Raw genomic sequence first — 12,587 nt, forward strand, 5'->3', positions numbered from 1 at the left:
GCCTCATTGGTTCGTTGTCTGGCGCAGCAGCATGGTGCCACCGCGCTGGGTAAATTCAAGTTTGTTCAGCGCGCTCATCCCGAGCAGCACTTGATTGCCGTCCAGGCCTGGCACGACGAGGGCGCGCACATCACGCAGCACAATGTCGCCCAGTTGCAGGCGCTCGATACGGGTCCGGTAGCCCTCGGCACGACCGCTGGCCGTGCTCAAGGTCACCGGGAAGCCCTTCTCCAGTTTCAGCCGTTCGGCCATACCGCCGGGAATTGCCACGTCGGTTGCCCCGGTATCCAGCATGAAATCCACCAGCTGACCGTTGATCTGGCCGCTGGCAACAAAATGTCCCTGATTGTTGCTGGCAAGTTTTACTTCGACAAAACCTTCGCCCTGTTCCGAGCTGACAACGGCGTTGGGATTCTGCTGGCGCTGCTCCCACTGCCCGAAAAACCGCGTGGCCAGAAACAGCGCTGCGCACCACGCCAACACCATCAATACCCGGCCGATGCGCTTGCCCGGCGGTTGCCGACTCATGACTTGGCACTCCAGCCACCCTCAGGCGCGGCAAAGCGCATGACGATCGGACGGACCTCGCCATCGGCGCGTACACCGTTGTTGTTGTCGATGCCAATCCAGGCACCGTCGGCGTCCACGATCAATGCTTCTTCCAGGCCATAGGCTTGTGGGTAACGCCGATTTTCCTGCAACGCCTCGGCGGCATACGACCAGCAGCGCTCGACCTTGGCCGTCTGCGCGTCGCGGCGGCAGATCTCGAAAACATTGCGCTCAAGGGTAAACAGCTTGCCGTCGAACCATGACAGGTCGGCAAAGTCTCGCGGCATCGCCCTGGCACCGGGGAATTGCGCGGGCTGCATTTCCTTCCCGGCCTCGCTCAGCAGCACACAGCCGCCATCGCAGTCCCAGACGGTTTGCTGGCGTTTGATCAACAGCAACCCGCGGCTTTCGCGCTCGGCAGCCAACCACAATTGGTCACCTTCGGGACTGATCGCCAGGCCTTCGAACAGCGCATTGAATTTCAGCAACAGGCCGCTGGCCCGTGCTTCGCGAACCAGGATCGGCGAGATCTTCAGCCAGGAGGCGGGACCCGTGGGCGGCACTTGCAGCACCGCCGCATGAGACTCGCTGACAATGTAGCGATTACCGGCGCTGTCGCAGGTAATGCCTTCGAAATCCAGATCCCCGCCACGGGCGAATGAGGCGGCCCACGTCCGCGAGCGCAGCCCCCAGGGCAATCCGCTATCCGGCACCGCAGGCACATCGATGTGTACGGCTTCGGCTTGCCAGACAGGGTCACGGGTATCGAGCCGGTAAATCTGATCGTCATCCCGGTCGGATACGCTCCACAGATCCTTGCCGCACCAGGCCAGCCCGGACAGATTGCCGCCGCGCATGCCATCGACGGCATGTGCCGATACCAGGCGCAATTCTGGCGCCGACTGCGCAGCCACCGTCATCGAGGTCAGCAGCAACGCACACACCAAGGCAAAGCCTCGGCGCATCAGCCCAGAACCTCGGCCAGGTTGCCTTTGGACTCCAGCCAGGATTTACGGTCGCCGGCGCGTTTCTTCGCCAGCAGCATGTCCATCATTTCCGAGGTCGCTGCGAAATCGTCCAGCGTCAGCTGCACCAGGCGCCGGGTGTTCGGGTCCATGGTGGTTTCGCGCAGCTGTGGCGGGTTCATTTCACCCAGGCCCTTGAATCGGGTGACCTGGGGCTTGCCGCGTTTCTTCTCGGCCACCAGGCGATCGAGAATGCCATCGCGCTCGGCTTCGTCCAGGGCGTAGTAGATCTCTTTGCCCAGGTCGATGCGGTACAGCGGCGGCATTGCGACGTAGACGTGACCGGCATCCACCAGCGGGCGGAAATGCTGGACGAACAACGCGCACAGCAAGGTGGCGATGTGCAGGCCGTCGGAGTCGGCGTCGGCGAGGATGCAGATTTTGCCGTAACGCAATTGGGCGATATCCGCCGAGCCTGGATCGACACCGATGGCCACGGCGATGTTGTGCACTTCCTGGCTGGCCAGCACTTCGCTGCCGTCGACTTCCCAGGTGTTCAGGATCTTGCCGCGCAACGGCAGGATCGCCTGGAACTCTTTGTCCCGCGCTTGCTTGGCCGAACCGCCGGCGGAATCACCTTCCACCAGAAACAGCTCGGAACGCATCGGGTCCTGCCCGGCGCAGTCGGCGAGCTTGCCCGGCAGCGCCGGCCCCTGGGTAATGCGCTTGCGCTCGACCTTCTTGCTGGCCTTCAGGCGACGGCCGGCGTTGTTGATCGCCAGTTCTGCCAGGAGCATGCCAGTCTCAGGGTGGGCATTGAGCCACAGGCTGAAGGCGTCCTTGACTACGCCGGAAACGAACGCCGCCGCTTCACGGGACGACAGGCGCTCCTTGGTCTGGCCGGAAAATTGTGGCTCCTGCATTTTCATCGACAGGACGAAGGCGATGCGCTCCCAGACATCTTCCGGCGCCAGCTTCACGCCCCGCGGCAGCAGGCTGCGAAATTCACAGAACTCGCGCATGGCGTCGAGCAAGCCCTGACGCAGCCCGTTGACGTGAGTCCCGCCCTGCGCCGTCGGGATCAGGTTGACGTAGCTTTCCTGGACGCTGTCGCCGCCTTCCGGCAACCACAGCAACGCCCAGTCGACCGCTTCTTTGTTACCGGCCAGGCTGCCGCAAAACGGCTCGTCGGGCAGGCGCTCGAATGCGCTGACCGCGTCCACCAGGTAGGAGCGCAGGCCGTCCTCGTAATGCCATTCGACTTTCTCGCCGGTGGCCTTGTCTTCAAAACTGACCAGCAGCCCCGGGCACAGAACGGCCTTGGCCTTGAGCACGTGCTTGAGGCGGCTGATGGAGAATTTCGGCGAATCGAAGTACTTCGGGTCCGGCGCGAAGAACACGCTGGTGCCGGTGTTGCGTTTGCCGACGGTGCCAATGACTTCCAGTTCGGTTTTTTTGTAACCGTCGGCAAACGTCATCTGGTATTCGTTGCCGTCACGCTTTACACGCACCCGGACTTCAGTCGACAAGGCGTTGACCACGGAAATACCCACCCCGTGCAAACCGCCGGAGAACTGGTAGTTCTTGTTGGAAAATTTACCGCCGGCATGGAGCTTGGTGAGGATCAGCTCAACGCCAGACACGCCCTCTTCAGCGTGAATGTCGACCGGCATGCCACGGCCGTCGTCACTGACTTCCACAGAGTGATCGGCATGCAGGATGACCTGCACCGAAGTCGCATGCCCGGCCAAGGCTTCGTCGACGCTGTTGTCGATGACTTCCTGGGCGAGGTGGTTCGGCCGACTGGTGTCGGTGTACATCCCGGGGCGTTTGCGCACCGGGTCGAGGCCCGAGAGGACTTCGATGGCGTCTGCGTTATAGGAGCTAGCGCTGGGAGTGGCCATGGGGTCTCGTCGTCCTTCAGTGAAAAAAGTGCTCAGTAAAAAGGGGGCAAGGCGTCACAGTGCAGTGAAATCAATCGCCTGATACAAATCTGCGCCGATGCCGGCAAAACTCAGCATCGCCGGAAGTTGCGCGGCAAATCCCTGGAAACCATGGTCGCCGCCGGCCTGGATGCGCAAGGCACAGGCCCGGTAATACTGCTGGGCGAGGCGATAGTCCAGCGTTTCGTCGCCGGTCTGCAACCACACCTGAAACCGCTGCGGATCCCGGGGCGCCGGCACTTCCAGCTCGGCCAGGGCCGTCACGTGGTCGTGGGTCAATTCCCAGGCCTCATCGGTATACAGGTTTTTCTGCGCCCCCAGATACCCGTCGAACATCCGATGCGGACTGACGGCAGGGTTGATCAACAGGGCCTTCAAGCCATGGCGCTCGGCCAGGTGAGTCGCATAGTAGCCGCCGAGTGAGCTGCCGACCAGCAATGGCCGCCCGAGCTCCTCGATTGCCTGCTCCAGCTGACCGATGGCTTCACGGGGGTGGTGATGCAAGTACGGAACGCGCAACTGATCGCTCAAACCCAGTTGGTCCATCACCTGGATCAACCGAGTGGCCTTGTTCGACGCCGGCGCGCTGTTGAAACCGTGGATATAAAGGATCGAACCGGACATTTGAGCTCCCTGTGCGTCGGTAAAGAGGCGCAGTTTACAGGGTGTCGGGGGGGTTGGGTGCCATCACCTTCGCAAAGAGCGCGATCCCCCTGCAGGAGCTGGCTTGCCAGCGAAGGGGCCGTCACATTCAGCATTGATGTTGTCAGTCAGTCCGCCTTCGCTGGCAAGCCAGCTCCTACAGGGGAATGGGGGCACTCGCAGGAAAAGTGTCAGTAGCCGTCGGAGCCGTAGTCGACCTGGAACTCGAAGCCTGTCACGCGCTCCACACCGGTTTCGAGCTCGCCATCCGGCAGAAGCCGCAACCACCGATACCCCGGCGCCTGATCCCCCACCTTGAAATCATCGCTCCCCGGTTCGAACTGAATGCAGGTCGAAGGCGAAGCGATCAAACGCACGCCATTACGCTCCCGCTCGATCTCCTGATGCACATGCCCCCACAGCACCGCTCGCACCTGTGGAAACCGGTCCAGCACCGCGAACAAAGCCTCCGGATTGCGCAATCCGATGGGTTCCATCCACGCACAGCCAATCGACACCGGATGATGGTGGAAGCACACCAGATGATGCCGCTCCGGCGCCTCGCTCAGCGAGCGGGCCAGCAACTGCAACTGTTCGACTTCCAGATACCCCGGCACCGAGCCCGGCACTGCCGAATCCAGCAGCGTGACTCGCCAGTTACCGATATCCACCACAGGCTCGAGCAATGCACTCTGCACGGCGGCCTCAGCCATGATCCGGGGTTCGTCGTGATTGCCGGGAATCCAGCGTGCCGGCGCATCGAGCTGGCGGGTCAGGTCGCGAAACTGCTGATAGGACTCCAGCGTCCCGTCCTGGGAGATATCGCCACTGGCAATGATCAGATCGATCCGTGGCTGTTGCAACCGTACCAGCTCGATGACGTGTTGCAGGCTGTCACACGTGTTCATGCCTAGCAACGTGCCAGCCGCCTCGGCAAACAGATGACTGTCGGAGAGTTGCACCAGCAACGCCGGATCGGCGGTGGTCAATGTGGGTACGCGTGGCAAGGCGTTCTCCCGGGGCGAGATCACGGGGATGGATGAGTGCCGCAATTATGCTGGGGGACGACCAAAAGAGGAAACTGTAAACCTGACGCAGTTCACATCAGCGCACAACCGCATACTCGTGTCCGCAGGCCAGGCAATGGCTCAGCCACTCGCCCAGGAACATATTCAGCTGGGCCTTTTCGTCAGGCTGGTGCATGGCGGCGTTCGGGTAAGGATAGATGCCGCGAAAGCGTCGTGCATGTTCGGCGCTGACCACTTCGGCCATGCACGCGTCGTGATAGACCTGAACTTCCAGTTGTGGCACCGGCAGCCAGGGCAGGCTGTGTTCCTGGCGCACTTGCAGGGTCGTGGTATACGGACAGACCTGCAGCACTTCCAGGGCCAGTACGCCGAGCATCTGGTCACCGTGGGTCACGGCAATGCGCCGCGCCGCGGGCTCGTTGCGCATGTCCGGCAACAGTCGCATGAGGCGCGCGTAGTTGGCCTCGCAGGACGCTTGCAGCCCCACCAGGTCCACCCGATAGCGATCGCGCAGCTTGTTTACGACCATAACCCCCTCACTTCAGCGCGGTTCAAAGCTAACCATTGCAAGGCAATGATGCTGGCCGCGTTGGCAATTTGCCCGTCGCGTACGGCCTGCAGGGCATCTTCGAACGCCCAGACCGTGACGCGGATATCTTCTGCTTCTTCCTCCAGCCCATGCAGGCCGCCGATACCGGTGCTGTCGCAACGCCCCAGGTACAAATGCACGAATTCATTGCTGCCGCCCGGCGATGGAAAATATTTGGTCATCGGCCAAAGCGCCCCGAATACAAGCCCAGCTTCCTCCTGCGCTTCGCGGTGAGCAACTTCTTCCGGTTCTTCATCCTTATCGATCAGACCAGCGACCAGTTCGACCAGCCACGGGTTGTCGATCTTGCCCATGGCGCCGACGCGAAACTGCTCGATCAACACCACTTCGTCGCGCAGCGGATCGTAAGGCAACACGCACACCGCGTCATGGCGCACAAACACTTCCCGGCTGATCTCGCGGCTCATGCCGCCAGCGAACAATTCGTGACGCAAGTGCATGCGGTGGAGCTTGTAAAAGCCCTCGAAGCACTTTTCGCGCCGAACGATCTCAACGGCGGTCGGAATGGCGTTGGCAAAATCAGTCATGACAATCCTCGTTTCTACACCGAGGCTCCAGCCTCGACTTCGCGCCATCCTAACGCGCCTGCGACCTTTGATGCAGCCCCTTTCCAGCGAGCGGGATAGACGGTGAGGGCGAAACCAACTCTAATTAGCTTAGTGGCGAACTGATTCCTGCGCCGAGAGTCGAAGCGGGTAACTTTTTGCCTTTCCCTGTTTTATGAAGGACGCCCATGTCGCTTTTTAAAATCGCCTCCGTGGCTGCAATCGCCCTGACCCTGGGCGCCTGCCAGAGTCTGTTCCAGCCCAGCTACCGGGCACCGTTGGAAACCACCCGCGATGCCTCCGAACAGCTGAAACCGGGCTGCACCAACCAGGACTGCCCGTTGGTGAACATCGACACCCTGCGCTTCCCTGCCGAACCGGCACTGGATGGCATCATTGAAAAACGTTTGCTGCAAATGACCCGCACCTCGCCCGACGCCCCGGTGGCGCCGACGCTGGCGGCGTATCGCGAGCAATTTCTGAGCAGTGCAGGCCCGCGTCACAGCAGCTACCTGCAAGCCAAGGTACGTGAGCAGCATGACGGCTTGGTGATCGTCGAGTTTTCCAGCTACCTGGACACCGGCGGCGCCCATGGCACGCCGGGCCGAAGCTTCATCAACTACTCGCGCCAGCAGCACAAGGTGCTGACCCTGTCGGACATGCTGGTGCCAGGGCAGGAAGAAGCGTTCTGGAAAGCCGCGCAAGTGGCGCACAACAGCTGGCTGATCAGCACCAAGCTCGATCAGGAACCGGAGTTCGTGAAGAGCTGGCCCTTCGTCAAAACCCAGAACGTGGCACTGACGTATGGCGGGGTGATCCTCAAGTACGAAGTGAGCACCATTGCGCCTTACGCACTGGGCCACGTCGAATTGAAGATCCCCTACCCTCGCCTGAACGGCATTCTCAAGCCCGAGCTGTTTCCCGGCCGTAGCTGAAAGCCCGGCCCAGTACCAGCTGCAGCAGCCCTGCCAGGACCAGCGCCGGCAGGGTTGCGCCGACATCCGGGTACAGGTTGGCCAGCAAGTGATAGGTGCTCACCCCGCCCAGCCAGGCGAGCAGCGCCGGCCAGCGCAATGCGCTTGCCGTCACTTGAGCAGAACGTTTGCGCAAGATGAAGTGATCCACCAGCACCACGCCGAACAGCGGCGCGAACACCGAGCCGATCAACAGCAGGAAGTTCTGGTACTGGGCCAACGGCGCCAGGCAGGCGATCAACGTGCAGATCACGCCAATGGCCAGCGCCAGATGCTCGACCTTCAGGCGCAACAGAATCCCGCTCGACACTGCGGCCGAGTGAATATCGGCAAAGGCGTTCTCCGACTCGTCCAGCAGAATCAGCAGCAGCGGAATCCCCAGGCCGGCACCGGCCAGCGCCAACAGCAAGGCATTGACTTCACCGCTCGGCGCGAACGCCAGGGTGTAGGCCACACCCAGGCTCATCAGCCAGAAGTTACCGATAAAGAAGCCTATCGCGGTACCGCCGAACACATTTTTCGCGCGCTTGCCGAAACGCGAGTAGTCGGCAATCAGCGGCAGCCACGAGAGCGGCATGGCGATGGCAATGTCGAAGCCCACGGCGAACGGCATCGAACCGTCACCGGCCTGTGCCCACAGCGCCGCCAGATTGGCCTTGGCGAACAGGTTCCAGGTCAGCCAGATGCACGCGGCCAGCAGTAGCCAGATGCCCCACTTGCGCAGGATCTGCCGCACGAACGTCAGCGGACCGCTGACGGCCAGCAAGGTCGCCAGCCCACCAAAAAACAAGGTCCACAGTAGCGGACTGGACAGCAGGCTACCTTCACTGAAGGCGCGCGCACCCAGCAGGCTGGCGGCGTCGCGCATCACGATGATTTCAAACGAGCCCCAACCGATCAGTTGCAGCAGGTTCAGCACCGCCGGCAGGCTCGCGCCATGTTTGCCGAGGCTGAGCTTCAGCGCGGCCATCGACGACAGGCCGGTGTCACTGCCGATCACGCCGACGGCGGCCAGCAGCAGAACGCCGACCAGCGTACCGAGGAAAATCGCCAGCAGCGAGCCGGACAGGCCCAGGCCTGGCGCGAGCAGGGCACCGGTCTGCAGCACCATCAGGCCGATGCCGAGGGAAAACCACAGGGAAAACAGATCGCGACCGCCGAAGACACGTTTGTCGGTGGGCACTGCGATGTCGGGGGAATAAGTGCTGGGTTGAATGCTCAAGGGTGTTATCTCAGAGGGATAAGTGTGTCATTGAGATATTCGGCGCCTGGCCTGGCGCCTTCGCGAGCAAGCCCGCTCCCACATTGGATCTCCTGTGACCACAAATATTGTGTACCACCAGGATCAAATGTGGGAGCGGCGGTGCGACGATTCGACTTGCTCGCGAAGACGGCAGCACAGCCGCCGTCAATCACAGGTCAGATCAAACCTTCTTGTAAAGCTGACTGCCTTCCCGCTTGAACCGCTCAGCCTGTTCCGCCAGTCCCTTGGCGACTTCGGCATCAATCGTTTCGATCCGCTGGTTGGCCGCGTATTCACGGACTTCCTGGGTGATTTTCATCGAGCAGAATTTCGGTCCGCACATGGAGCAGAAGTGCGCGACCTTGGCCGAATCCTTCGGCAGGGTCTCATCGTGATACGAACGCGCGGTGTCCGGATCAAGGCCGAGGTTGAACTGGTCCTCCCAACGGAATTCGAAACGCGCCTTGCTCAAGGCATTGTCGCGTATCTGTGCGCCCGGGTGTCCCTTCGCAAGATCGGCGGCGTGTGCGGCGATCTTGTACGTGATGATCCCGGTCTTCACGTCATCCTTGTTCGGCAGGCCCAAGTGTTCCTTCGGCGTCACGTAGCAGAGCATGGCGCAGCCGAACCAGCCGATCATCGCCGCACCGATGCCGGAGGTGATGTGGTCGTAGCCGGGTGCGATGTCGGTGGTCAGCGGGCCGAGGGTGTAGAACGGCGCTTCGTCGCAGCACTCGAGCTGCTTGTCCATGTTTTCCTTGATCAACTGCATCGGCACGTGGCCCGGGCCTTCGATCATGGTTTGTACGTCGTGCTTCCAGGCGATCTTGGTCAGTTCGCCGAGGGTTTCCAGCTCGCCGAATTGTGCCGCATCGTTGGCATCGGCAATCGAGCCCGGACGCAGGCCATCGCCCAGCGAGAAGCTGACGTCGTAGGCCTTCATGATTTCGCAGATTTCTTCGAAATGCGTATAGGCGAAGTTCTCTTTGTGGTGCGCCAGGCACCACTTGGCCATGATCGAACCACCCCGGGAGACGATGCCGGTCACGCGCTTGGCAGTCAGCGGTACGTAACGCAACAGCACGCCGGCGTGGATGGTGAAGTAGTCGACGCCCTGCTCGGCCTGCTCGATCAGCGTGTCGCGGAACAGCTCCCAGGTCAGGTCCTCGGCAGCGCCGCCGACTTTTTCCAGGGCCTGATAGATCGGCACGGTACCGATCGGCACCGGCGAGTTACGGATGATCCACTCGCGGGTTTCGTGAATATGCTTGCCGGTGGACAAGTCCATGATGTTGTCCGCGCCCCAGCGAATGCCCCAGGTCAGTTTCGCCACTTCTTCTTCGATGGACGAACCCAGTGCGCTGTTGCCGATGTTGCCGTTGATCTTCACCAGGAAGTTACGGCCGATGATCATCGGTTCCAGTTCGGTGTGGTTGATGTTGGCCGGGATGATTGCGCGGCCGCGGGCGATCTCTTCACGGACGAATTCGGGGGTGATGATTTTCGGCACGCTGGCGCCAAAGCTGTAACCGGCGTGTTGCTGGTCCAGCAGCCCGGCGGCGCGGGCCACTTCGAGCTTCATGTTTTCGCGGATGGCGACGAATTCCATCTCGGGGGTGATGATGCCTTGGCGGGCGTAGTGCATCTGGGTGACGTTGCCCCCGGCCTTGGCGCGGCGCGGGTTGTTCACGTGGGCGAAACGCAGCTTGGTCAGCTCCGCATCGGCGAGGCGTTCGCGACCAAAGTTGGAGCTCAGGCCGGACAGGCGCTCAGTGTCGCCACGGGCTTCGATCCATGGCGAACGTACATCGGCCAGGCCTTTGCGTACGTCGATGATGACGTTGGGGTCGGTGTACGGGCCCGAGGTGTCATACACCACTACCGGCGCATTGATCTCGCCGCCGAATTCGGTCGGGGTCACGTCGAGGCTGACTTCGCGCATCGGCACGAGGATGTCCGGGCGCGAGCCTTGAACGTAGATTTTTTGCGAGCGGGTAAACGGCTGAACCGATTTTTGATCGACCTTGGCCGAGTCACTCAGGTTCGTATTGTCTTTTAGTTTTATAGTCATCACGGGCTCTCCGAACACATCCAGGCAGTGGATTTTTTGTCGGAGCGAACCTGTAAACGAATGGACGCACGGGCGCTGAAAAAACCAGCTGTGCTGTGCTCGGTGCACGAGGGCTGTTCGATTGTCGAACAACATCCCGGACGAAGCACAAGAGGACTCGCCGGGTGACGAGAAATCTTGTTCCCTACGCAGGCGTTAACCTGATCAGGTTCAACGGGATCCGAAATTATTCGATCTCAGCCTCATAGCAAGGCACCCCGACAAGAACGTGGCCAGTCTAGACACAACTGGCAAAGAACGCCAACCCCGCTTTAAACACCATGATGAATGGCGCAATTACAGGATTGTTGCCAAACGTGTGCGCAACTACACTCGCCAAGCCATGCCGCGCCTTGACGCTGTATGGCGTGCGCCGTAGCCTTGGCGCTCAAATTATCAGCGTAATTTTTTAGGGATGGCCTCATGCTGCGCAAACTCTCACTGGCCCTAGCCGTGTCTTGTGCGTCCAATGGAATGGCCTGGGCAGCAGAAGCGCCCTTATCGACCAACACCGACCTGGTCAGCGTCTATCAGGAAGCGGTGGATAACAACGCCGACCTGGCCGCCGCCCGAGCCCAGTACGGTGCCCAGAAAGAAGTCGTGCCCCAGGCCCGCGCCGGCTTGTTGCCAAACCTCTCCGGCGGTGCCCAGGTCGCCAACGTGCGTACCGATATCGATCAACCGGCGGCCGTTGCCAACCGCAGCGCCAACTCCTATCAGGCGACCCTGGCCCAGCCACTGTTCCGCGCCGATCGCTGGTTCCAGTACCAGGCCGCCAAGGACGTCAACGAACAGGCGGCGCTGCAACTCTCGGCGACCGAGCAGAATCTGATTCTGCAAACGGCAGAAGACTACTTCAACGTGTTGCGCAGCCAGGACAACCTGGCCTCGACCAAGGCCGAAGAAGCCGCCTTCAAGCGCCAGCTCGATCAGTCCAACGAACGCTTCGACGTCGGCCTCTCGGACAAGACCGATGTCCTGCAATCCCAGGCCAGCTACGACACGGCACGGGCCAACCGGATCGTTGCGCAACGCCAGGTGGACGACGCGTTCGAAGCCTTGATCACCCTGACCAACCGGCAATACAACTCGATCCAGGGCATCGTCCACACCTTGCCGATACTGCCACCGGCCCCGAACGATGCCAAGGCCTGGGTCGACACTGCCGCCAGGCAGAACCTGAATCTGCTGGCCAGCAACTACGCGGTCAGCGCGGCTGAAGAAACCCTCAAGCAGCGCAAGGCCGGTCACGCACCGACCGTGGATGCGGTGGCGAAATACGAGAAGGGTGACAACGACGCTTTCGGCTTGAGCAATCCGAACGCATTCCCCCAGCCTTATGGCGGCCCCATCGAGCAACGCACGCTGGCGCTGCAATTGAATATCCCGATCTACAGCGGCGGCCTCACCACCTCACAGGTTCGCGAGTCTTATTCACGCCTGGATCAGACCGAACAACAGCGCGAATCCCTGCGCCGGCAAGTGGTGGAAAACACCCGCAACCTGCACCGTGCGGTGAACACCGACGTCGAGCAGGTGCAGGCGCGCAAGCAGTCGATCATCTCCAACCAGAGCGCGGTGGAAGCGACCGAAATCGGTTATCAGGTGGGGACGCGCAACATCGTCGACGTGCTGGATGCCCAGCGTGAGCTGTACACCTCGGTGCGTAACTACAACAACACCCGCTACGACTACATCCTCGACAATCTGCGCCTCAAGCAAGCGGCCGGCACGTTGAACCCGGGGGATCTGCAGGACCTCAAGCGTTATCTCAAACCTGACTACAACCCGGATAAAGACTTCCTGCCGCCGGATCTGGCCAAGGCAGCGGCGGATCAGCTCAAAGCCCGGCCGTGAAAATCCCACCCTGTAGGTGCTGCCTTGCCAGCGAAAGCGGCCTGTCTGCCAACATCATTGTTGAATCTGAGGACGCCTTCGCTGGCAAGCCAGCGCCTACAGGGATCTCTGCCTGACACAA

General features: G+C 61.2%; 11 protein-coding genes and 1 riboswitch. Of the genes, 2 read left to right on the top strand and 9 right to left on the bottom strand.

The annotated features are described in order from the left end of the window. Positions 1-3: 3 nt before the first annotated feature. From BZ163_RS23885 to BZ163_RS23915, 7 genes are all read right to left on the bottom strand, one after another. Positions 4-528, bottom strand: coding sequence for a TIGR02281 family clan AA aspartic protease (locus tag BZ163_RS23885; protein WP_128872854.1), 525 nt, complete (start codon positions 526-528; stop codon positions 4-6). Next, on the bottom strand, positions 525-1,514 hold the full coding sequence (locus BZ163_RS23890) for an esterase-like activity of phytase family protein (protein ID WP_128872855.1): 990 nt from the start codon (positions 1,512-1,514) through the stop codon (positions 525-527). The genes BZ163_RS23885 and BZ163_RS23890 overlap by 4 nt, the downstream gene beginning before the upstream one ends. Next, positions 1,514-3,418, bottom strand: a complete 1,905-nt coding sequence (parE, locus tag BZ163_RS23895; protein WP_128872856.1) for a DNA topoisomerase IV subunit B — start codon at positions 3,416-3,418, stop codon at positions 1,514-1,516. The genes BZ163_RS23890 and parE overlap by 1 nt, the downstream gene beginning before the upstream one ends. 54 nt (positions 3,419-3,472) lie before the next feature. After that, a complete protein-coding gene (locus BZ163_RS23900) occupies positions 3,473-4,081 on the bottom strand; it encodes a YqiA/YcfP family alpha/beta fold hydrolase (protein ID WP_128872857.1) in 609 nt (202 codons plus the stop codon). Positions 4,082-4,290: 209 nt separating this feature from the next. Further along, entirely contained in the window at positions 4,291-5,106 is an 816-nt protein-coding gene (gene cpdA / locus BZ163_RS23905; protein WP_128872858.1) for a 3',5'-cyclic-AMP phosphodiesterase, read from the bottom strand. 97 nt (positions 5,107-5,203) lie between these two features. Further along, entirely contained in the window at positions 5,204-5,656 is a 453-nt protein-coding gene (locus BZ163_RS23910) for a DUF1249 domain-containing protein (protein ID WP_064675587.1), read from the bottom strand. Continuing rightward, positions 5,647-6,264, bottom strand: coding sequence for an NUDIX domain-containing protein (locus BZ163_RS23915; RefSeq protein ID WP_128872859.1), 618 nt, complete (start codon positions 6,262-6,264; stop codon positions 5,647-5,649). The genes BZ163_RS23910 and BZ163_RS23915 overlap by 10 nt, the downstream gene beginning before the upstream one ends. A 206-nt stretch (positions 6,265-6,470) precedes the next feature. Here BZ163_RS23915 and BZ163_RS23920 point away from each other — a divergent pair, with 206 nt between their 5' ends. Beyond that, positions 6,471-7,217 (top strand): RsiV family protein, encoded by a 747-nt coding sequence (locus BZ163_RS23920; RefSeq protein ID WP_128872860.1) that lies wholly within the window; start codon positions 6,471-6,473, stop codon positions 7,215-7,217. Here the strand turns inward: BZ163_RS23920 and cytX are convergent. Further along, positions 7,186-8,478 (bottom strand): putative hydroxymethylpyrimidine transporter CytX, encoded by a 1,293-nt coding sequence (gene cytX / locus BZ163_RS23925; protein ID WP_128872861.1) that lies wholly within the window; start codon positions 8,476-8,478, stop codon positions 7,186-7,188. The two genes, BZ163_RS23920 and cytX, sit on opposite strands and share 32 nt — an antisense overlap. A 202-nt stretch (positions 8,479-8,680) precedes the next feature. Continuing rightward, on the bottom strand, positions 8,681-10,570 hold the full coding sequence (gene thiC, locus BZ163_RS23930; RefSeq protein ID WP_128872862.1) for a phosphomethylpyrimidine synthase ThiC: 1,890 nt from the start codon (positions 10,568-10,570) through the stop codon (positions 8,681-8,683). Between the two features lie 164 nt (positions 10,571-10,734). After that, positions 10,735-10,840: riboswitch (TPP riboswitch) on the bottom strand. A gap of 192 nt (positions 10,841-11,032) precedes the next feature. Between thiC and BZ163_RS23935 the strand changes: the two genes are divergently transcribed. Continuing rightward, the gene (locus tag BZ163_RS23935) at positions 11,033-12,466 is read left to right on the top strand and encodes a TolC family outer membrane protein (RefSeq protein ID WP_128872863.1); all 1,434 of its coding nucleotides are present in this window, start codon (positions 11,033-11,035) and stop codon (positions 12,464-12,466) included. Positions 12,467-12,587: the final 121 nt, after the last annotated feature.

The organism is Pseudomonas sp. VI4.1, assembly GCF_002029345.1.
In the GTDB taxonomy this organism is placed as follows: Bacteria; Pseudomonadota; Gammaproteobacteria; order Pseudomonadales; family Pseudomonadaceae; genus Aquipseudomonas.

Bases quoted from the DNA above. Each gene is read 5' to 3' on its own strand.
- BZ163_RS23890 (WP_128872855.1), bottom strand. From the start codon at position 1,514: ATGCGCCGAGGCTTTGCCTTGGTGTGTGCGTTGCTGCTGACCTCGATG.
- BZ163_RS23920 (WP_128872860.1), top strand. From the start codon at position 6,471: ATGTCGCTTTTTAAAATCGCCTCCGTGGCTGCAATCGCCCTGACCCTG.
- BZ163_RS23915 (WP_128872859.1), bottom strand. From the start codon at position 6,264: ATGACTGATTTTGCCAACGCCATTCCGACCGCCGTTGAGATCGTTCGG.
- BZ163_RS23885 (WP_128872854.1), bottom strand. From the start codon at position 528: ATGAGTCGGCAACCGCCGGGCAAGCGCATCGGCCGGGTATTGATGGTG.
- BZ163_RS23935 (WP_128872863.1), top strand. From the start codon at position 11,033: ATGCTGCGCAAACTCTCACTGGCCCTAGCCGTGTCTTGTGCGTCCAAT.
- BZ163_RS23900 (WP_128872857.1), bottom strand. From the start codon at position 4,081: ATGTCCGGTTCGATCCTTTATATCCACGGTTTCAACAGCGCGCCGGCG.
- BZ163_RS23910 (WP_064675587.1), bottom strand. From the start codon at position 5,656: ATGGTCGTAAACAAGCTGCGCGATCGCTATCGGGTGGACCTGGTGGGG.
- thiC (WP_128872862.1), bottom strand. From the start codon at position 10,570: ATGACTATAAAACTAAAAGACAATACGAACCTGAGTGACTCGGCCAAG.
- parE (WP_128872856.1), bottom strand. From the start codon at position 3,418: ATGGCCACTCCCAGCGCTAGCTCCTATAACGCAGACGCCATCGAAGTC.